This is a genomic window from Minwuia sp., from assembly GCF_048007105.1.
GTDB lineage: Bacteria > Pseudomonadota > Alphaproteobacteria > Minwuiales > Minwuiaceae > Minwuia.
In genome coordinates, this window is sequence record NZ_CP180352.1 from 1,286,246 (window position 1) to 1,305,143 (window position 18,898).

Sequence of the window (18,898 nt, forward strand, 5' to 3'; positions counted from 1 at the left end):
CGGGCTACTCGTCCGTGTACGCGGCGGCAGCCAGCGCGGAGACGGCCTGCAGCGCGGCGGGCATCTCGTCGAAGGTAGGGAAGACCTTGTCGAAGTGGCTGATGTGGAAGACTTCCTTGACGACTTCCTGCATCGAGGCGACGCGGATGGTGACGCCCTTCGGCGCCGCCTGCTTGTTGGCGATCATCAACGCACGCAGACCGACCGAGGAAATGTAGTCCACCTTGCTCAAATCGACGACGATCTGAGCCTTGCTCTCGATCGCCTCGTCCACGCGTGAGGTCAGCGCCTTCTGGAATTCGGCCGCAGAGTTCTGGTCGATCCGGCCGGATACCCGCACCACGATCGCGTCGCCATATTCACCGGAAGTGACCTTCATCCCTGACCCGCTCCAACCGCGCTGATTCCCTCAGGCGGAAGCATAGGTGCGTTGTACCGTCGCGGCAATGCACAAGGCCCGATTCGGGCCGGTCACAGACGGGTCAGGTACCGGAGTAGTCAGGCCGCCGTTTTTCCATGAAGGCCCGGATGCCTTCGCGGAAGTCCGGGCCGCTGGCGCAGAGGATCTGGTTGCGGTCCTCCATGGCGATGGCGGCCTCCAGGCTGGGCGCGTCGACCGACATGTTGAGGCACTCCTTTGTCAGCCGCAGGCCCAGCGGCGTCGCGTGCAGCAGGTCGTCGACATAGGACTGCGCCGCGTCGGCCAGTTCGTGATCCTCGACCACCTCCGAGACCAGTCCCGTCGCCAGCGCGCGGTCGGCCATGATGTAGCGGCCGGTCATCATCAGTTCGCTCGCCACCGAGACGCCGACCAGCCGGGGCAGGAAATAGCTCACGCCGATATCGCAGGCCGAAAGGCCGATGCGGATGAAGGCGGCGTTCATCTTCGCGCTCCTGCCGGCGATGCGGATGTCGGAAGCCAGTGCGAAGGCGAAGCCGCCGCCGGCGCAGCCGCCATGGATCAGCGAGACGATGGGCTGCGGACAACGCCGCATGCGCATCACGATTTCCGAAATCCGGCGCTGCGAGCGGAGCCCGTCGGCCGAAGAGCGGGATTCCAGCTGCTCCTCGTTGCTGGTCGCGCGCTCTCTCAGGTCGAGCCCGGCGGAGAAGCCGCGCCCCGCGCCGCGCAGCACGACGACACGCGTCTCGTGGTCGGTGTAGAGCCCCTGAAAATAATCCAGCAGCGCATCGATCATCTCCGCATTGAGGCTGTTGTAGGCGTCAGGGCGGTTCATGGTCACCCAGTCCACCCGGCCCTGCTTCTCGATCTGAAGGACGTTGCCGCTCATGCCGATCTCTCCCCTGTCCGGCTTCTGCTCCCGGCGGCCAGTAAAGCGGATTGGCGGCGCAACGTCTTCCCGGATGCTTCGGCAGGCTGCCATGTCCCGTCGAGGCCTGCGGCGTGATCGGGTCCCACGTCTGCGCGGGCGTCTACCCGCCGGCGGGAATAGCTGCTAGACCGGAGGCAGCGGAACGCAGGCGGGGAGGCTTTGGCGTTGGGCTATTCGTCCATTTTCCGGGACGGCATCTTTGCCGGCCGCACCTACATCGTGACCGGCAGCGGGTCGGGGTTCGGGCGCTGCATCGCGCATGAGATCGCGGCGCTGGGCGGGCGCGTGGCGCTGGTCGGCCGCACGCTGGAGAAGCTGAAAGCCTCCGCTGCCGAGATCGCCGAGGACAATGAGGGTCCGGCCGGCGATCCCCGCTGCTACACAGCCGACATCCGCGACGAGGAACGCGTCACCGCCATGATCGGCGAGATCCTTGCGGACTTCGGGCGCATCAACGGGCTGGTAAACAATGCCGGCGGCCAGTTCTCGGCGAAGCTGAAAGACATATCGGCCAAGGGCTGGGACGCGGTCGTCCGAAACAACCTGACCGGCGGCTTCCTGATGAGCCGGGAGGTCTACCGCCAGTGGATGGAGGTCCATGGCGGGTCGATCGTGAACATCACCGCCGAGTTCGGTCTCGGCCTCCCGGACATGGGTCATTCGGGCGCGGCGCGGGCGGGCATGGACAACTTCACCCGCACGGCGGCGCTGGAATGGGCGCATTCGAATGTCCGCGTCAATGCGGTGGCGCCGGGCTGGATCGCCTCCTCGGGCTACGACAATTATCCGAAGGAGGTCTCGGCGGCGATCGCGCAGCGCGCCGATCACGTGCCCCTGAAGCGACATGGCACCGAGGCCGAACTGTCGGCCGCCGTCTGTTTCCTGCTCTCCGACGCGGCCGCCTTCATCACCGGTACCTCCATCGCCGTCGACGGCGGGGCGCCCCTTGAACGCGGTTACCGCCCGTCGGAGGATGGGCCGCGGGAAAACCGGGCCTTCCACGGCTTCCACCGCTATTCCGAACCCGACATCCTGAAACAGGGCAAGTAGACCATGGCCGTTCTGCAATCGAAGATCTCCACCGCGTCGGACGCGTTCAGGCAGAACCGCGAGGACATGCTGAGGATGCTGGGCGAGGTGCGCGCGCTGGAGCAGAAGGTGCGCGACACCTCCAACGCCAAGGCCGACGTCTTCAAGTCGCGCGGCCAGATCCCGCCGCGCGAACGCATCGACCTGCTGCTGGACAAGGGCTCGCCCTTCCTGGAGATCCAGACACTGGCCGGTCTGGGCTTCCATGACGATGACGGCGTCAACGACGTGATGGGCGGCGGCGCCATCATCGGCATCGGCTACGTCCAGGGCGTGCGCTGCATGATCAACGCCTCCGACAGCGGTATCAAGGGTGGCACCATCGCGCCGCTTGGTTCCAAGAAGAGCCTGCGCGCGCAGGACATCGCCCTGAAGCAGAAGCTGCCACGCATCAGCCTGATCGAAAGCGGCGGCGCGAACCTGAAATACCAGGCGGACCTCTTCGTCGAGGGCGGCAAGGGCTTCTACAACCAGGCGCGTCTTTCGGCCGAGGGCATTCCGCAGATCACCGTGGTGCACGGCTCGTCCACGGCGGGCGGCGCCTATGTGCCCGGCATGTCCGACTACACCATCATGGTGAAGGGCGGCGCCAAGGTGTTTCTGGCCGGACCGCCGCTGCTGTTCGCGGCGACGGGCGAGGTCGCGACCGACGAGGATCTCGGCGGCGCCGAGATGCACACACTGGTCTCCGGCGTCTCCGAATACATGGCCGCGGACGACGCCGATGGCATCCGGCTGGCGCGCGAGATCATGGGCAAGCTCAGATGGAACGACCGCCTGCCGGCGGCGCAGCCGCGGACCTTCGCCGAGCCGGTCTACGATCCGGACGAGATCTGCGGCGTGGTCCCGGTCGACTACCGTAAGCCCTACGACGTCCGCGAACTCGTGGCGCGGCTGGTGGACGGTTCCGACTTCGTCGACTTCAAGGCCGAATATGGCGCGCCGACCGTCTGCGGTTTCGCCGAGATCATGGGTCACGCGGTCGGCCTGATCGGCAACAACGGGCCGATCGACAATGCCGGCGCCACCAAGGCCGCGCAGTTCATGCAGCTCTGCGACCAGTCGGACACGCCGGTCATCTTCCTGCACAACACCACGGGCTTCATCGTCGGCACCGAGAGCGAGCGGGGCGGCATGGTCAAGCACGGCTCGAAGATGATCCAGGCGGTTTCCAACATCCGCGTGCCGAAGCTGACCCTGCATGTCGGCGCCAGCTTCGGCGCGGGCAACTACGCCATGTGCGGACGCGCCTACGACCCGGATTTCATCTTCGGCTGGCCGAACTACAAGATGTCGGTGATGGGCGGCGAGCAGGCCGCGACCGTGCTGAAGATCGTTTCCGAACAGGGCGCGAAGCGGAAGGGCGTCGAGCCCGACCACGCCCGCATCCAGAAGATGTATGACGGCATCGTCGCGCAGTTCGAGCATGAGGGGCGGGCGCTCTACAACACGGCGCTGATCTATGACGACGGCCTGATCGATCCGCGGGATTCGCGGAAGGTGCTGGGCCTCTGCCTCGACATCTGCCGCGAGGCGCAGGACCGGCCGCTGAAGCCCAACAGCTTCGGCGTGGGCCGGATGTAGTCGAGACCGCACACCACGATCCGCCCTCCCCCTCCGAGGGGGAGGGTTGGGTGGGGGTGGGAGTAGTGCAGGTGTCTGCCGTTTTTCGATCAGCGCAGCCGACCCCCACCCGTCGCTGCGCGCCGGCCTCCCCCTGCCAGGGGGAGGCTCAAGTAGCAGCCTAGTTTTTAAGCGGAGATATTCCATGAGTGCAGCGGAAGAGCTGAACCGGCCGGCGCGGGCCGATCTGAGGTTTGCGGTCATCGGCGCCGGCATGTCCGGCCTGCTGGCGGCGATCAAGCTGGAAGAGGCCGGGTTCCGGCAAGTCGAGATCTTCGAGCGGGAAGGGGACCTCGGCGGAACCTGGCGCGACAATACCTATCCGGGGCTCAGCTGCGATGTCCCGAGCCACGTCTACCGCTATCGCTTCGCGCCGAACCCGCACTGGACCCGGCGCTTCTCCAGCGGCGGCGAGATCTGGCAGTACCTGGACAAGGTGGCGCGCGACTACGGCGTCCGCGACCGCATCCGCTTCAATTCGGAGATCGTGCGCGCCGAGTGGGACGGCGCGGCCTGGCAGCTGACCACGAAGGGCGGCGAGACCGAGATTTTCGACATCGTCATCACCGCGACCGGGGTCCTGCGCGACCCGGTGATGCCGGACATTCCGGGGCTAGAGGATTTCGAGAGGCCGGTCTTCCATTCAGCGCGCTGGGACCACAGCCATGACTGGCGCGGCAAGCGGATGGGCCTGATCGGCACCGGCTCGACGGCGATCCAGATCACGGCGGCTGTGGCGAAGGAGGTCGGCAAGCTGTCGCTGTTCCAGCGCACGGCGCAGTGGGTGGTGCCGGTCGAGAATCCGGAAATCTCCGAGCGCGAGCAGGAAGCGCTGGCAAAGGATCCGAAACGGATGGAAGAGCTCTATTTCTTCCTCGCCGACCGCTTTCAGAACACCTTCGCCCGCGCCGTCGTGGGCGACGCCGAGGAACTCGCCAAGGTCGAGAAGGCCTGCGAGGAGAACCTTGCCACGGTGAAGGACCCGGAACTCCGCGCGAAGCTCACGCCGAACTACCAGGCGGCCTGCAAGCGGCTGATCATGTCGGACACCTTCTACGAGGAGGTGCAGCGCGACACGGTCGAGGTCGTGACCGAGGGGATCGAGCGGATCGAGAGGAATGGGGTTCGCACGAAGGACGGCCGGCTGCACGAGATCGACCTGCTTGTCTGCGCCACCGGCTTCGAGGCCCACAAGTTCATGCGCCCGATGCAGATCGTCGGCCGGGACGGGCATACGCTGGACGAGGAGTGGGCGGAGGCGAACCGCGCCTACCGATCCATCGGCATCCCGGGCTTCCCGAACTTCTTCACCATCGTCGGCCCGAACAGCCCGATCGGCAATTTCTCGCTGATCATGATTTCCGAGATGCAGTTCGCCTACATCATGCGGCTGGTGGACAGGATCGCCAGCGGCGAGGCCCGCGAGATCGAGCCGAGCCGGGAGGCGACCGACCGCTTCAACGGCGCCATCGCCGACGCCATGACCGGCACGGTCTGGGTCAGCGGCTGCTCCAGCTGGTATCTGGACAGGAACGGCAATCCCGCCATGTGGCCCTGGGACTTCGAGCGCTTCGAGGAAGAGATGGCCGAACCGGACTTCAACGACTTCCGGATCGTGTCGTAGGGCTGTCCTCTGCCCTGGACTTGATCCAGGGCCCATGCCTGAGCGTGGCTGGCCAATCAGCGGCGGTGGCAACGCTCCGGAATGGGTCCCGGGTCAAGCCCGGGACACGGCTTGTGATCGCGGCTTTCCGGCCAGGTTCGCGCGTTGGACAATCGAGAGATAGGCGAACTCCCCCTACCGGATCGCTTCCGGCGCCTGGGGGACGGTCTTCCAGAATTCGGGATCGTGGCCGTAGAAGATTCGGGCGCCCCGGTCCTGCAGCGCCTTCAGCTTGCGCAGGCTTTCCAGCATCTGTTCGGCGTTGAACAGGATCCGCGGCAGCTTCATCTCGGCCAGCGTCTGGCGGAGATAGCAGGCGTCGCCGGTCAGCACGATCTCGCCCGAATCCAGCTTCACCCTGAGGGACTGGTGCCCCGGCGTGTGGCCCGGCGTCGGGATGCAGACGACGCCACCGTCGCCGAACAGGTCGTGTTCGCCATCGGCGATGATCCGGTCGTGGCCGTGGTCGAAGTCCTTGGCCTCGAAGCCGATCTTCGCGGCCATGTCCGGGTCGGTCGCCGCCGCCCATTCGGCCTTCTGCACCACCATCGGGCAGCAGTCGATCTGGTCGTTGCCGCCGCAGTGATCGAAGTGCAGGTGGCTGTTGACCAGATAGGTGATGTCCTTCGGCTCGACGCCCAGCTTCTCCAGCTGCGCCTTGACGTCCTGACCGGGGTGGAAGTCGATGCCGTAATACTTGGTCAGGTCGCCGAGCCGGCCGACCGGGTCGGTCTGGACCTGCTTGTTGAGCCCGGTATCGAACAGCACGTTGCCCTTCGGATGCCGGATCAGATAGCTCGGGATCGGCACGGTCAGCTTGCCTTCGCCGCCCTCGATCATCAGCTTCGCGCTCATCGTGAGCCAGCCGCAGGTCATGGCCTGGATTTCGATGCCCATCTCATTCCTCCCCAGTGTTCATCCGATCATGGCTGCATCATGCCGGGGCTGGCCAGCCCGCCCGGATCGTCGTCGAGACGGGGCAGTTCCACGCGCTTTCCGCGCAGCCTGAGCCAGAACGCGGACAGGATGATCAGATTGACCACGCCGCCCAGCGCCGCGGCCGCGTAGGACCAGACATAGCTGCCGGTCAGGTCGTAGAGCGCGCCGCCGAGCCAGGCGCCGGTGCCCATGCCGAGCCAGCCGAAGAAGACCACGACGCCCAGCGCCTGCGCCGCGATGCGGGCGGGCATCAGCATCCGCCCGGCGACCAGGATCGACGACATGTCGGCGGAATAGAAGACGCCGAAAACGGCGGCCAGCACATAGGTCGCCCAGATGTTCTCGGTGAACGGGAACAGCAGCACCAGCGTCGTCTGTCCGGCCGACGCGATCATCCAGCCGGGCACCGCGCCGACCATATCGGCCAACTTGCCACCCAGGATGCGGCCGCTGATGCCGGCGATCATCAGCACCGACAGCACGGTGGAGGCCAGCGTCGGATCGATGCCGCGGTCGCTGGTCAGCGCCACCACATGGACGATCGGCACGGACATGCAGATGCAGCAGAAATAGGCCGCCGCCGACAGGAAGGGCAGGCTGACGCGCGGGGGTACCGGCGGCGGGGGCTCGCCATGGGTGACCGGCGGCGGCATCCCCTTGGTCCTGACGCGCGACGGCGGATCGCGCACCAGCAGCGCCAGTGGCACGCCCAGCGCAAGGAAGGTGATGCCGATGGCCGCATAGGCCGTCTGCCAGTCCCAGATGTCGATCAGGGTCCGGGCCAGGAACGGGAACAGCGCCTGCCCGAAGGCGCCGCCGGCGGCCATCAGCCCGATGGCGAGGCCCTGGTTGCGCGTGAACCAGAATCCGACAGTGGCGAAAAGCGGTGTGCCGACGGCGCTGTTGCCCAGCGCGCCGAAGGCGAAATGCATCAGGTAGTAGTAGAGAAGGTTCTCGGTGAAGGTCAGCGCGAAGTAGCTGAGGCCCATCATGATCACGCCGAACAGCGCGATGTGCCGGCCCCCGCGGCGGTCGGCAAGCCAGCCCCAGAAGATGCCGAAGGCCGCCGCCGACAGCGCCACGGCGGTATAGCCGGCGGACACCTCGCCCCGCGACCAGCCGAAATCGGCGGCCAGCGGCTTGAGGAAGACGCCGACCGAGCCGATGCCGCCGAAGGCGAGCGCCTGCATGCCGAAGGCGACCGCGACCATGATCCAGCCATAGCCGCTGTCGCCCCGGTCCGGGCGCGCCTCGCTCATCCTGATGTCCTCCCCATGACCCCGTCATGGTGGAGCAGGCGGGCGCGGAGGGAAAGGCCGTCCCGTGCGGGACGGCCATGCGGGCGTGCGCTAGTTGCCGCCGGTGACTTCCAGCATCTGGCCGCTGACATAGTCGCTGAGCGGCAGGCAGAGCATGACCACGGCGCCGGCGGCTTCCTTCGGGGTGCCCGGGCGGCCCATCGGGATCATCCGCTTGGCGATCTCGACGTTCTGCTTCGGGATGCCGATCTGAACCTCGTTGCCCTCGACGGAGATGGTCTTCTTCTCGTCGGTGCCCTCGGTCAGGCGGGTCTCGATGAAGCCGAAGGCGACCGCGTTGACGTTGACCTGATAGCGGCCCCATTCCTTGGCCAGCGTCTTGGTCAAGCCGACCACGCCCGCCTTGCCGGCGGAATAGTTGGTCTGGCCGGCATTGCCGCGCGTGCCGGAGATCGACGAGATGTTCACCACCTTGCGGACGTTGACGCCGCCCTTCTCCTGCTCTTCCTTCGACTTGATGCGGATGATCTCGGACGCCGCCTGCAGGATGCGCCACGGCGCCTTCAGGTGGACGTCGATCATGGCGTCGAACTGGTCCTCGGACATCTTCTGGATGACCGCATCCCACGTGTAGCCGGCATTGTTGACGATGATGTGCAGGTTGCCCCAGGCATCGACCGCCGTCTTCACGAACTTCTCTGCGAAAGCCTTCTCGGAGACGCTGCCCGGGCAGGCCAGCGCCTCGCCTCCGGCGGCCTTGATCTCGGCCACCACCTCGTCGGCGGGTTCGGCGTCGAGATCGTTCACGACCACCTTCGCCCCGTGCCCCGCCAGCTGCAGCGCGATCTCGCGCCCGATGCCGCGTCCTGCGCCGGTGACCAGCGCCACCTTGCCGTCCAGCATGCCCATGCGTCTTCTCCTCCCCGAGTGAACAAAGATGGCCGGAATGTACGCAGCCCCGGGAGCAGCGGCAACTGCGCCGGCGCATGTCGTTCGGCGTCGCCAAGACAGCCCCGCCGCGCTAGGTTTCCGCGAAAGAGGTCCGGGAGGTCATCATGGCAGGTCTGAAGTTCGGCGCGTTCCTGGCGCCCCACCATCCCATCGGCGAACATCCGATGCTGCAGTTCCAGGCCGACCTGGAACTGGTCGAGCTGCTGGACAAGCTGGGCTACGAGGAATTCTGGTGCGGCGAGCACCACTCCACGGGCTGGGAGGTGATCGCCTCGCCGGAGATGTTCCTGGCCGCGGCCGGCCAGCGCAGCCACCGCATCAGGCTGGGCACCGGCGTCGTCTCGCTGCCCTATCACCACCCCTTCATCGTCGCCCAGCGCATGGTGCAGCTCGACCACATGACCGGCGGCCGCGCCATCTTCGGCTCGGGTCCCGGCGCGCTGCCGTCCGACGCCTTCCTGATGGGCATCGATCCGATGACCCAGCGCGACCGGCAGGACGAGGCCATCGGCGTCATCCAGAAGCTGCTGCGCGGCGAGGAGCGCGTCACCCACGAGAGCGACTGGTTCACCGTCCGCGACGCCAAGCTGCAGCTCCGCCCGCTGCAGGAGGAGATGCCCTTCGCCGTCGCCTCGATGATCAGCCCGTCGGGCATGACGCTGGCCGGCAAGTACGGCACCGGCGTGCTCTCCATCGGCTCCATGTCGACGGCCGGCCTGCAGAACCTCTCGACCCAGTGGAGCTTCGCCGAGGAATCGGCCGAGAAGCACGGCAACGTCGTCGACCGGAAGAACTGGCGCATCGTGCTGATGTGGCACATCGCCGAGACCCGCGAGAAGGCTATCGAGGAGAGCCGCGACGGCCTGCTGCGCTGGCACAACGAATACAATGTCGGCACCCTGATGCGGCCCGGCGTCGAGGCCTTCAAGGACCGGGACGAGGCGGTCGAACTCACAGCCTTCGCCGACGGCGCGACCGCGGTGATCGGCACGCCCGACGATCTGGTGCAGCGCCTGCGCGACCTGATCGAACTGACCGGCGGTTTCGGCGTCGCCATCGGCTTCGTGCATGACTGGGCCAGCCGCGCCAACACCCGCAAGAGCTGGGACCTGGTCGCCCGCTACGTGGTGCCGGAACTGAACGGCATGCTGGACGCCTACCGCGAGAGCCGGAACTACGTCGTCGAGCACCGCGAGAGCTTCGAGCGCGCCGGGCAGGCCATCCTGGCCAAGATCCACCAGAACCCCCGCGCCGCCGAGGCGCTGAAGCAGTCGTCAGGCCCCAACACGCCGCTCGGCTCCCACCACGAGCCGGACCTGAAGAAGGCGGCGAAGGAAGGCAGCGGGGACGACTGAACCACCCGGACTGTCACCCCGGCTCCCCGAGCAAGTCGGGGACAGGCACCGAGCCGGGGTCCGGTGCGGCTTCGCCGCGAGTTCTTCGATTGACCGGATGCCCGCATGAAGCGGGCATGACAGCGTGGAGGCGCCCCCCTCATGCTCCGTGACATCTCCGCCCAGGCTGTGGGCGCCGGGCTGCTGGCGGCCGTGGTCGGTTTCGCCAGCTCCTTCGCGGTCATCATCGCCGGTCTGACGGCCGTCGGCGCGAACACAGCCGAGGCCGCGTCGGGTCTGATGGCGCTGTCGCTGGCCATGGGGCTGTCGGGCCTGCTGTTCAGCGCCTGGCTGAAGATGCCGGTCTCGGTGGCCTGGTCGACGCCGGGCGGGGCGCTGCTGGCGACCTCGGCGGCGCTGGACGGCGGCTTCCCCGAGGCTGTCGCGGCCTTCATCATCTCCGGCGTGCTGATCGTGCTGGCCGGCCTGATCAGACCCTTCGGCCGGCGCGGTGCAGGCGATTCCTTCGCCGCTGGCCAACGCCATGCTGGCCGGCGTGCTGTTCGGGCTCTGCCTCGCCCCCGTCCGCGCCGTCGCCGAGCAGCCCGCCGCCGGCATCGCCATTTTCTTGGTCTGGGTGCTCGTGGCCCGCTTCAACCGGCTGTTCGCGGTGCCGGCCGCCGTGGTCGTGACCATCGTGCTGATCGGCCTGCAGACCGAAGTGACCATGGCCGAGCTCGGGCCGATTGCGCCGATGCCGGTCTGGGTGACGCCGGTCTTCTCGCTGGAGGCGGTGGGCCTGGCGCTGCCGCTCTTCCTGGTGACCATGGCGTCGCAGAACATCCCGGGCATCGCCGTGCTGAACGTGAACGGCTACCGCCCGGAGCCCGGACCGCTGTTCACCGGGACGGGCCTGTTCACGCTGGCCGGCGCGCCGTTCGGGGCGCACGCGGTGAACCTCGCCGCGATCACGGCGGCGCTCTGCGCCGGACCCGACGCGCATCCGGATCCGAAGCGCCGCTACTGGGCCGGCATCGCCTCGGGCGCGTTCTACGTGCTGTTCGCCTTCATCGCGGGCTGGGCCACGGCCTTCATCGGCGCGGCCCCGCCGGTGCTGATCGAGGCCGTGGCGGGTCTCGCCCTGCTCGGCGCCTTCGGCGGCGCGGTGGTCGGCGCGGTGACGGAAGAGGGCAGCCGGGAGGCGGCGGTGATCACCTTCCTGGTGACGGCCTCGGGTCTCGCCTTCTTCGGCATCAGCGGCGCCTTCTGGGGCCTGCTGGCCGGCGGCGCGATGCTGGCGCTGACGAAATGGCGGAAGGGGTAGGGCGCGGCCGCGTCAGAAGATGAAGTCGTCTTCCGTAAACTGATCCGGGGTAGCCTCCCGGACACGCACAACCCGCGTTGCACCGAAATCCGGATCGTTCAGCAGGATGTCCACGCGGCTGCCCGACTGGATGAAGGACAGCCGGTCGAAGGCTGCGCCGTGAAGTTCCGACAGGTCGATGCGGTCGGTCCCGTCCTCGAAGTCGCGCACATCGATGGTGGTCTCGAACTGACGGCTGGCGACAAAGACATCCGCGCCCTCGCCGCCGGTCAGGCGCGTGTCGAAACCGTCGCCGCCCAGCGTGTCGTCGCCCGCGCCGCCGAAGATCTGATCCATGCCGCCGCTGCCGCCGAACAGCCGGTTGGCGCCGTCGTCGCCAAGGATGTGGTCGTCGTTCCGGCTGCCGGTCACGCCCTCGATGCCGGACAGTTCGTCGGTGATGAAAAGGTTCCCCTGCAACTCTGTCCGGACATCGCCGTCCGACAGGTCGATGCGGTTGTGGATCGCCGACGAGTCCTGACCGGAATAGTCCGCAATGTCGAAACCCGCGCCGCCGGACAGTGTATCGAAGCCGCCGCCACCCGACAGGGTATCGTCGCCCGGACCGCCGAACAGGCTTTCGTTGTCTGCGCCACCTTCAAGCAGGTCGTCGCCGTCGGTGCCCGAAACGGCTGGAGAATCGTCGATCAGATCGACGAACATCTCCGCGGTGACGTCGCCGCCATCGACGCCCATCAGGCGGACCACCTCTTCACCGCCAAGAGCGATGAATGTGTCGCCGAGGTCCGCGGTGATCTGCAGGTCGCTGAACGCGGTCGCGAGACCGCCCAGATCGATCAGGTCCTCGCCGATGCGGAAGTCGGTGATCAGGTCCGGGCCGCGCTCGACAGTGTCGATCACGAACAGGTCCGCGCCGGCGCCGCCGGTCAGATCGTCTGCGCCGGACCCGCCGTCGAGCGTGTCGTTGCCTGCACCGCCGATCAGGGAGTCGACCCCGTCGCCGCCATGGAGTCCGTCGTCGCCCGCACCGCCGTCCAGATAGTTGTCGCCAGCCTCAGGCAGACCGTGGACGCCGCCGAACAGCCGGTCGCTGCCGTCTCCGCCGAACAGGCGATCACTGCCCGCGCCGCCGTCCAGCCAGTCCGAGCCGGCGTCACCGGTCAGGCTGTCATCGCCGGTTGCGCCTTCGAGGGTATCGTGACCGCCGCCGCCGGCGAGCGTGTCCCGGCCGGTCCCGCCGACGAAACCGTCATTGCCGTCCGCGCCGGTCAACTGCTGATGGGGTTCCAGTTCCAGATCTGGGAAGTTGCCGCTGTTCAGCCATTCGCGGCCGTAGTCGGGCAGTGTGGCGACGTGGTGGCCGTCCAGCAGAACCGTCGCGTCTGCGCTGACGGTAAGGTCGAGCAGGATCTCGACGCGCGCGCCGTCGCCGATGTCGCCTGCGAAGAGGATGCGGTCGGACCATTCGACGAAATCCTCGATGACAACCGGTTCGCCGTCCGCCGGAATCACGAACGTGTCCGGGAACCGCCCACCGTTCAGCGTATCCGAACCGCCGCCACCGATCAGCGTGTCGAAGCTGTCGCCGCCGAGCAGCCGGTCGTCGCCCGCGCCGCCATCGAGAAGTTTGCGGCCGTCCCCGCCCTTGACGATGTCGTCGCCGGCCCCGGCCATGATCGTGTCATCGCCGCCCAGTCCCGAAAGCAGTTCGGCTGCGTCGCCGCCCTCGATCAGGTCGTTGCCGTCGCCCCCGTGAGCGACCGCTTCGCTGCCGGGGTGGTTCTGCGCATAGACAAAGATGCTGTCGTCCAGCAGCGCGGCATCGACGCCGCTCAGCAGGGTCTTCTTGCTGCCGACGCTGAGCAGGGCGCCGTCCTCGGTGTTGCTGATGCCGATGTCGGCGAAGCCGGCCAGCGCGCTGACGTCGATCAGATCCTCGCCGATGGTGAAGTCCTGAATGACGTTCGCGCCGTAATTGTCGGTCAGGACGAACACGTCCCGGCCTGCGCCGCCGTTCATCGTGTCGTCCTCGTCGCCGCCGATCAGCGTATCGTCGCCGTCGCCGCCGAAGATCAGGTCGTCGTCATTGATCGGCCAGCGTTCGCTGCTGCCGATCAGAAGGTCGTTGCCCGTCCCGCCGAAGATCACGTCTCGGCCCGATCCGCCGTCGATGGAATCGTTGCCGGCATCGCCATGCAGCGTGTCGAAGCCGCGGCCGCTGAGCAGGGTGTCGTTTCCGCCGCCGCCTTCGGCCAGGTTCCGGCCGGCGCCGCCGGTGTCGAGGATGTCGTCACCCTCTCCGCCCTGCAGCGTGTCGTCGCCCAGCCCGCCGTCCATGGCGTCATCGCCGCCGCCGCCGAACAGGCTATCCGCGCCATGGCCGCCATCGATGGTGTCGGCGCCGGCCTGACCGCTCAGGCGGTCGTCGCCGTCGCCGCCGACCAGCGTGTCGCCGTCATCGCCCCCTTCGGCCACGTCGTCGCCGTCGCCGCCAAGGATGGCGTCCGCGCCGCCGCCGCCCAGCAGCGTGTCGTCCCCGTCGCCGCCTTCGAGGCGGTCGGCGTCGGCCTCGCCCAGCAGCAGGTCGGCGTCCGCGCCACCGAAGAGCGCATCGCCGCCCCCGCCACCCTGCAGGCTGTCGCCGCCCTCGTCGCCGAAGACCGTGTCGTCGCCGTCATCGCCGTTCAGGGCGTCCGCGCCGCCGCCGCCGCGGATCCAGTCGTCGCCGTCCTCGCCTTGCACGAAGTCGTCGCCCAGCCCGCCATAGAGGAAGTCATTCTCGTCGCCACCGGAAATGCGGTCGCGGCCGTCGCCGCCATAGGCACTGTCGCTGCCGGCGCCCGGACGGATGACGTCATCGCCGGCCTCGCCGAAGAGGGCATCGTTGCCGCCGCTGTCGGTCAGCTGGTCGTCGCCGAAACCGCCGAAGAGGGTGTCGTCGCCCAGATCGCCGCGCAGCCGGTCGTCGCCGGACCCGCCGGCGAGGAAATCGTCACCCTCCCCGCCGCGGAGCACGTCGTCGCTCAGACCGCCGAAGATCAGGTCATCGCCGCCCTGGCCCAGAAGCGAATCCGCGCCGTCGGCGCCGGACAGCGTGTCACTGCCATCGCCGCCGCGGAGCGTATCGGACTCGTCAGCGCCCCGCAGCAACGCATCCGTCGCCGTCAGGCCGGCAATGACATCCTGCTGGCCGTCTGTGATCCGGTCGGACATCGGGGTCCCTTGTCACGCCCGCGCCGCGCATTCGCAACGCGCATTCTGCGCGCTTGCACACCGCCTCGCACAATAAGCTAGACTAATGACTACACGTTTTCGATGTATTTGTTCTTGTTAGAGCAAGCAATTGTGGCATTCAGATGCCACGCCGGCATAGGGGAGGGGCCGATGATCGACATCAACGGCATGGCGCATCTGGTGGTGACCGTGAACAAGTGGGCGGAGGCGACCGCGTTCTACAAGAAGCTGCTGCCGGAAATGGGCATGAAGCTGGTCTTCGACGGGGACGAGTTCTGCTACCACGTCGGCGCGCGGACGGCGATCGGGCTGAACCGCGCCGCGCCGGAACATGCGGGCGAGACCTTCGACCAGACCCGCGTCGGCCTGCATCACTTCTGCCTCAGGGCGCGAAGCCGCGAGGACATCGACCGCACGGCCGAACTGGTCAAGGAAGCCGGCGGCGCCATCGTCCGCGGCCCGATGGAGGGGGCATGGGCGCCGGGCTACTACTACGTGCTGTTCGAGGATCCGGACGGACTCCGCTTCGAGGTCAATCATGTTCCCGGACAGGGTGTGCTGAAGGAGGGCCTCGGCAAGATCGACAGCGGCGGCGACTACAGCTAGGCCGCGCGCGTCAGCGCATCAGGACCGCCTCCAGCCGCGCCCGCATCTCGTCGCCCAGCGGCGCGGCGCGGTTGTCGACGATGTAGACGACGACCGATTCGGCGGTGGCCAGGCAGACACCGTCGGAAAAGACACCGTGGCCGAGCGTGATCGATGTGCGGCCCAGCGCGGCGACGCCCGTGCCGATCTGCACGGTGCCGGGGTAGAAGGCCTGGGCGCGGAAGCGGATCGACAGGTTGCCGACCACGAAGCGCTGGCGCTCGTCATAGGCCGGCACGATGCCGGAGCGCATGAAGGGCACGCGGCCACCCTCGACATAGCGCGCAAAGGCCACATTGTTCACGTGGCCCGTGGCGTCCATATCGCCGAAACGGATCGTGTCGTCCGCCCAGTGCGTATAGATCTCGGGGTTGGTCGGGTCCGGCCGGTCATCGCTCATGGCCGGGAGATTGAACAATTGCGGGGCGGGATGAAAGAACTCGATGGCCTGAGGCGCGAACTGGACCGCTGGGAAGCGGACGGACGCGCCGCCAACTTCTGGTGGCGCGACGACGATGCCGAGGCGCCGGACGCCCCCGTGATGCGCATGCTGGACCTGTCGGCGAGAACGGGCGCGCCCGTCTTCATTGCCGTAGTCCCGGCCCGCGCGGTGGATGCGCTCTCCGAGCCGATGATCGACTGTCCGACGGCGGTGCCGTTCCAGCACGGCTACGCCCATCGGGACCACTCGCCGGCCGATGTGAAGGGAAAGTGGGAACTGGGCCTGCACCGCGGCCGCGACGAGATCCTGGACGAGTTGCGGACCGGCTGGGCGCGGATGCAGGAGCTGTTCGGTCCGCGCTTCCAGCCCATGCTGGGACCGCCCTGGAACCGCATCGATGCCGGGCTCTATCCGGACCTGCCGGAGATTGGCTTCGAGATCCTGTCGACCTTCGCGCCGCGGCCGGCCCCCGAGCCCGTGCCGGGACTGCGTCAGATCAACGGCCATTGCGACATCATCTCCTGGAAGCGCGACCGCAGCTTCATCGGCGCCGAGAAGACGTCGAACCGGCTGGTCGAGCATCTTCAGGCCCGCCGCGCCGGTCTGGTGGAGGACGAGCCGACCGGGCTGCTGACCCATGTCTGGATCAACGACGAGCCGGCCTGGCACGCCATCGAGGCGGTGATCGAGACCGTCAACGCCCACCCTGCCGGACGCTGGCTCGACCGCGCCGGGCTGGAGGCCTGTTCATGAGCCCGGGGCGGCGATAGGTTGCCGCCGGACCTGTAGTGGATCTTTGCAAGGTGATGTCATGAGAGTTCCCGTTCTGCTGGCTGCGCTTGCCGCGCTGACCGCCTGCGAATCGTCGGCGGTCCGCACCATCGGCGGCCTGCTCGATTCGGATCGCGCGCGCCTGAACACGCTGGAGGAATGCGCGGCCTTCAACGGCGCCGTCGCTGCCAACCTGACGACCTCGGTGAATGCGCGGGAAGCGGAAGTGGAACGCGCGCCGGAGTTCCGCAACAGCGCCGAAATCCTGTCCGACCGGGCGGTCAAGCTGCGTGTGAACGCTGGCGACGAGACCCGTCAGGAGGCCTTCGGCAAGACGTTCAGGAATGTCAGCGAACGGCAGCGCGAACTCGCCATCGGCATCAACGACCGCATCATCGCCGACGGCACCGGCGTGCTCGACAACCCGTGGGTCCGCGAACAACAGACCGACTGCCGGAACCGGGGCGCTTGAAGGACGCGCTATTCAGGCCCGGCACGGACGCCGACATCGATCAGGTCGCCGACCTGCTGCACCAGCACATGAACCGCAAGGTGCCGCCCGAGACCTTCCGGCGGCTGATGGACTACGGCTGGGCCGGAGAGAAGCCCCATGTGGGCATGGTCGTGGAGGCGGACGGCCAGATCGTCGGCTTCCACGGCAACGTGTACTCCACGCGGTTCCTGCCCGACGGCCCGCGCGTCTTCGGCAGCTTCACCTCGCTCTATATCCACCGGGACTGGCGGGGCGAGAATCTCGGTCTGCGGATGATGCAGACCTACGAGGCGCGCCCCGACATCACCTACACGGTCTTCGATCCGTCGAAGCGGGTGCATGCCATCCTCGAACAGTGCGGTTTCCGGGACCTCGATCTGAACCGCTACGTCTGGCAGGCGGACGGCGTGCCCGGCGACATCGAGGTGATCGAGGACCCCGACCGGATCGCGCCGCGCGTCTCCGAGGAGGAACGCCGCTATCTGCACGATCACCGGGACATGAAGGCCTTTCCGGTGCTGCTGTCCGGGCCGGCGGGCGATGTGCTGAGCTTCTTCCTCCGGCAGGACCGGGGCGACAAGGGCTTTTGCCACGACCTGATCTACACCGGGGATCCGGCGAAGCTGGCTGCGATGATCGACGCCGCCGCGCCGCGCATCCTGGGCGACGATCCGCGGGCGCGCCTGCTGGCGGACGAGCGCTTCTTCAACGGAAACGCCGTCGGCGGCCGCAAGGAGCCGCTGCAGTACCGCCGCATGGTGCGCCGCGCCGATCCGGCCTTGCCGGACTGGCGCGTCGATCACCTATACACGGAAACCCTGCTGATCGATCTCAAGCTGGGCTGACGGGTTTCAGGAACACGACCCTGAACCGCGCGTCCTCCGACAGGCTGACCCGGTGCGGGGCCGTCGGCGGGATCATGAGGCTGCCGCCCGCCCGGACGGCGACGTCGCGGCCGGGAAAGCCGGCCTCGGCATAGCGGACCTCTCCGTCGAGGACTTCCAGTCGGCCCCAGGTGCCGGCCTTGATCGAATGATCCGACAGCAGCGCCGCCGGCACGTTCCCGCGGTCGAAGACCGGCGTCTCGCGATAGGGTTTCAGATCCGTCGATGGCTTCAATCGGGCCGGTCCATCGCAAACACCTTCTCGACATAGGTGTAGTCCATGTACCCCAGCCGGGCGAGCGGGTGGTAGACGGTCATGTCGATCATGCCGTCCTTGACGATGCTCTCGTCGATGTGGACGCCGACCACCTCGCCGATGACCAGATTGTTGGTCACCTTCGGATTGTTCGAACGCAGCTGGACGATCTGCACCAGCCGGCATTCCAGGTTCGCCGGCGCCTCCTTGACCCGCGGCGCCTTGACCAGTTCGCAGTCGGCAGCCGTCAGGCCGGCGGCCGCGAATTCGTCCTGATCCCGGGGCAGGTGCGCCGAGGAGGCGTTCATCTGATCCTTCAGCTCATAGGTGCACATGTTGACGACGAATTCGCCGGTCTCGCGGACATGGTCTGCCGTGTCCTTGCCGCCGCCGGCGGGCTTTGTGCCGTTGCAGCCGAAGACGACCGTCGGCGGGAAGTCCGTCACCGCGTTGAAGTAGCTGAAGGGCGCGAGGTTGATGAGACCGTCGGCGCTGCGGGTGGAAATCCATCCGATCGGCCTGGGCGAGACCAGCGCCTTGAAGGGATTGTGCTTCATGCCGTGGTGCTCGTCGGCGCGGTAGAACATCGGTTTCTCCCCGGAAAATGGACGGCTGAAAGGTAGGCCGCAGGCAGGGGCCGATCAATCGCGGCGGGAC

General features: G+C 67.5%; 17 protein-coding genes and 1 pseudogene. 9 read left to right on the forward strand and 9 right to left on the reverse strand.

Annotated elements, in window-relative coordinates; translation table 11 throughout:
* Positions 1–4: 4 nt before the first annotated feature.
* On the reverse strand, positions 5–379 hold the full coding sequence (locus ACMVY4_RS06100) for an STAS domain-containing protein (protein ID WP_416899288.1): 375 nt from the start codon (positions 377–379) through the stop codon (positions 5–7).
* A 103-nt stretch (positions 380–482) separates the two neighbouring features.
* Positions 483–1,292, reverse strand: coding sequence for an enoyl-CoA hydratase/isomerase family protein (locus tag ACMVY4_RS06105; RefSeq protein WP_416899289.1), 810 nt, complete (start codon positions 1,290–1,292; stop codon positions 483–485).
* A gap of 207 nt (positions 1,293–1,499) precedes the next feature.
* Here ACMVY4_RS06105 and ACMVY4_RS06110 point away from each other — a divergent pair, with 207 nt between their 5' ends.
* From ACMVY4_RS06110 to ACMVY4_RS06120, 3 genes are all read left to right on the forward strand, one after another.
* The gene (locus tag ACMVY4_RS06110) at positions 1,500–2,384 is read left to right on the forward strand and encodes an SDR family oxidoreductase (RefSeq protein WP_416899290.1); all 885 of its coding nucleotides are present in this window, start codon (positions 1,500–1,502) and stop codon (positions 2,382–2,384) included.
* Positions 2,385–2,387: 3 nt separating this feature from the next.
* Positions 2,388–4,007: an acyl-CoA carboxylase subunit beta gene (locus ACMVY4_RS06115; RefSeq protein ID WP_416899291.1), complete on the forward strand. Its 1,620-nt coding sequence runs from the start codon at positions 2,388–2,390 to the stop codon at positions 4,005–4,007.
* A 184-nt stretch (positions 4,008–4,191) separates the two neighbouring features.
* Positions 4,192–5,670, forward strand: coding sequence for a flavin-containing monooxygenase (locus ACMVY4_RS06120; protein ID WP_416899292.1), 1,479 nt, complete (start codon positions 4,192–4,194; stop codon positions 5,668–5,670).
* A 174-nt stretch (positions 5,671–5,844) separates the two neighbouring features.
* Here the strand turns inward: ACMVY4_RS06120 and ACMVY4_RS06125 are convergent, their stop codons facing one another.
* The 3 genes from ACMVY4_RS06125 to ACMVY4_RS06135 form a co-directional block, all read right to left on the reverse strand.
* A complete protein-coding gene (locus tag ACMVY4_RS06125) occupies positions 5,845–6,606 on the reverse strand; it encodes an N-acyl homoserine lactonase family protein (protein ID WP_416899293.1) in 762 nt (253 codons plus the stop codon).
* 26 nt (positions 6,607–6,632) lie between these two features.
* Positions 6,633–7,907 carry an MFS transporter gene (locus ACMVY4_RS06130; protein WP_416899294.1) on the reverse strand — a complete coding sequence of 425 codons (1,275 nt, stop codon included), beginning with the start codon at positions 7,905–7,907 and terminating at the stop codon, positions 6,633–6,635.
* 90 nt (positions 7,908–7,997) lie between these two features.
* The gene (locus ACMVY4_RS06135; RefSeq protein WP_416899295.1) at positions 7,998–8,816 is read right to left on the reverse strand and encodes an SDR family NAD(P)-dependent oxidoreductase; all 819 of its coding nucleotides are present in this window, start codon (positions 8,814–8,816) and stop codon (positions 7,998–8,000) included.
* Between the two features lie 146 nt (positions 8,817–8,962).
* Here ACMVY4_RS06135 and ACMVY4_RS06140 point away from each other — a divergent pair, with 146 nt between their 5' ends.
* Both ACMVY4_RS06140 and ACMVY4_RS06145 read left to right on the forward strand, forming a co-directional pair.
* Complete coding sequence (locus ACMVY4_RS06140; RefSeq protein ID WP_416899296.1) at positions 8,963–10,213, forward strand: LLM class flavin-dependent oxidoreductase; 1,251 nt, start codon at positions 8,963–8,965, stop codon at positions 10,211–10,213.
* 141 nt (positions 10,214–10,354) lie between these two features.
* A pseudogene (locus ACMVY4_RS06145) lies at positions 10,355–11,516 on the forward strand (benzoate/H(+) symporter BenE family transporter).
* Positions 11,517–11,528: 12 nt separating this feature from the next.
* Here the strand turns inward: ACMVY4_RS06145 and ACMVY4_RS06150 are convergent.
* Entirely contained in the window at positions 11,529–14,729 is a 3,201-nt protein-coding gene (locus ACMVY4_RS06150; protein ID WP_416899297.1) for a calcium-binding protein, read from the reverse strand.
* 171 nt (positions 14,730–14,900) lie between these two features.
* On the opposite strand from ACMVY4_RS06150, the gene ACMVY4_RS06155 reads away from it, so the two are divergent.
* Positions 14,901–15,356, forward strand: a complete 456-nt coding sequence (locus ACMVY4_RS06155; protein ID WP_416899298.1) for a VOC family protein — start codon at positions 14,901–14,903, stop codon at positions 15,354–15,356.
* Positions 15,357–15,366: 10 nt separating this feature from the next.
* Here ACMVY4_RS06155 and ACMVY4_RS06160 read toward each other — a convergent pair whose 3' ends face one another.
* A complete protein-coding gene (locus ACMVY4_RS06160; RefSeq protein ID WP_416899299.1) occupies positions 15,367–15,795 on the reverse strand; it encodes an acyl-CoA thioesterase in 429 nt (142 codons plus the stop codon).
* 30 nt (positions 15,796–15,825) lie between these two features.
* Between ACMVY4_RS06160 and ACMVY4_RS06165 the strand changes: the two genes are divergently transcribed.
* Genes ACMVY4_RS06165 through ACMVY4_RS06175 form a run of 3 tightly spaced genes read left to right on the forward strand, consistent with a single transcriptional unit; the run spans position 15,826 to position 17,946 of the window.
* Positions 15,826–16,590 (forward strand): polysaccharide deacetylase family protein, encoded by a 765-nt coding sequence (locus ACMVY4_RS06165; RefSeq protein WP_416899300.1) that lies wholly within the window; start codon positions 15,826–15,828, stop codon positions 16,588–16,590.
* Positions 16,591–16,648: 58 nt separating this feature from the next.
* On the forward strand, positions 16,649–17,080 hold the full coding sequence (locus tag ACMVY4_RS06170) for a hypothetical protein (RefSeq protein ID WP_416899301.1): 432 nt from the start codon (positions 16,649–16,651) through the stop codon (positions 17,078–17,080).
* Positions 17,077–17,946 (forward strand): GNAT family N-acetyltransferase, encoded by an 870-nt coding sequence (locus ACMVY4_RS06175; protein WP_416899302.1) that lies wholly within the window; start codon positions 17,077–17,079, stop codon positions 17,944–17,946. The genes ACMVY4_RS06170 and ACMVY4_RS06175 overlap by 4 nt, the downstream gene beginning before the upstream one ends.
* On the opposite strand, the gene ACMVY4_RS06180 is transcribed toward ACMVY4_RS06175, so the two are convergent.
* Positions 17,933–18,220, reverse strand: coding sequence for a DUF1971 domain-containing protein (locus ACMVY4_RS06180; RefSeq protein WP_416899303.1), 288 nt, complete (start codon positions 18,218–18,220; stop codon positions 17,933–17,935). The two genes, ACMVY4_RS06175 and ACMVY4_RS06180, sit on opposite strands and share 14 nt — an antisense overlap.
* Positions 18,217–18,828 carry a flavin reductase family protein gene (locus ACMVY4_RS06185; protein WP_416899304.1) on the reverse strand — a complete coding sequence of 204 codons (612 nt, stop codon included), beginning with the start codon at positions 18,826–18,828 and terminating at the stop codon, positions 18,217–18,219. The genes ACMVY4_RS06180 and ACMVY4_RS06185 overlap by 4 nt, the downstream gene beginning before the upstream one ends.
* Between the last annotated feature and the right edge of the window lie 70 nt (positions 18,829–18,898).